General features: G+C 47.6%; 1 protein-coding gene and 1 pseudogene. Both read left to right on the top strand.

Features of this window, described 5'->3' with window-relative positions:
* Positions 1 to 229, top strand: a pseudogene (locus R7E42_RS24785) (peptidoglycan-binding protein); the annotation flags it as partial.
* Positions 213 to 1194, top strand: a 982-nt coding sequence (gene dprA, locus R7E42_RS24780) for a DNA-processing protein DprA (RefSeq protein WP_318073201.1), incomplete at its 3' end; no start/stop codon positions are given. The pseudogene R7E42_RS24785 and the gene dprA, both read left to right, overlap by 17 nt.

Genomic DNA, 1194 nt, shown 5'->3' with positions numbered 1-1194 from the left:
AGACGCGCATCCGGTTTACAAAGATGACGATGAATTCAAGAAAGAGTTTGGTGTCCTCGATAAGAAAATAACCTTACCTCAAAGCAAAGTTGGCGAGTTGCTGGTCATTCGTCCTTATGAGTACTTTAGCTTGGCGTTGATCACAACCAGCACTAAACCCATCAATAAAGAGGTCTCTGTGGTTTCGCCTCTGACGCAAGAGTCGACCACCAATGAAACCACGCAATAGCGACAGTGACCTTGCTGCCTGGCTTAAGCTGAGTTGCTTGCCAGGCATCGGTGGGGTCAAAATGAATAAGCTGCTCGCCAAAGATACGCCTCGCAATATCATCAATTCCTCTTCTGATCAGCTCTATCAATTGGGTTTGACGAACAAACAGTTGCAAGCTTGGGCTTCGGCCGATAAAGAGGTCGATGCTTGTTTAACGTGGCTAGCCACTTCTACAAATCATCACATTCTGACGCTGGCCGATCCTTTATATCCCCCTTTACTCAAGCAAGTTGTCGCTCCGCCTCCGTTGTTATTTGTTGAGGGGAATCCTACCTTTTTATCGCAACCACAAATTGCCATGGTGGGCAGCCGTAACGCCAGTTTTGATGGTTTACACCATGCACGTCAATTTGCGGCAGAGTTGGCTCAGCAAGAATTGATTGTCACTAGCGGCTTAGCGCTTGGGATTGATGGCCATGCTCATGATGGTGCGCTACAAGCGGGTGGTAAGACGATAGCTGTGCTCGGGTCTGGTTTAGAACATGTTTATCCTGCTCGTCATCGTGGTTTAGCGCAGCGAGTAACAGAAAATGGCGCACTGGTTTCTGAGTTTCGTCCCAATGCCAAGCCTCGAGCAGAAAACTTTCCGCGTCGAAACCGTATCATTAGCGGCTTATCGTTAGGTGTGTTAGTGGTGGAAGCGGCCGAGAAAAGTGGCTCGCTTATTACCGCGCGTTATGCCCTTGAGCAAGGGCGAGAAGTGTTTGCGCTGCCGGCCTCAATTAATGCTCGCAATGCTAGTGGTGGTAACCAATTGATTCGCAACGGTGCCTGCCTCGTAGAGAAAACCCAAGATATCCTCGATGAAATACAGTCTTTACTCGATTGGTCTGTTAATCAAAGTATCGATTTATTTTCTACGTTAAATGATGAAGAAGAATTGCCATTTCCTCAGCTGTTAGCTAACGTAGGAAGTGAAGCTA

Origin of the sequence: Vibrio sp. Vb1337, from assembly GCF_033338715.1 — a bacterium.
In the GTDB taxonomy this organism is placed as follows: domain Bacteria; phylum Pseudomonadota; class Gammaproteobacteria; order Enterobacterales; family Vibrionaceae; genus Vibrio; species Vibrio alginolyticus.
Note: the sequence above shows the minus strand (reverse complement) of the source record. Positions and strands in the feature narration are given on the sequence as shown.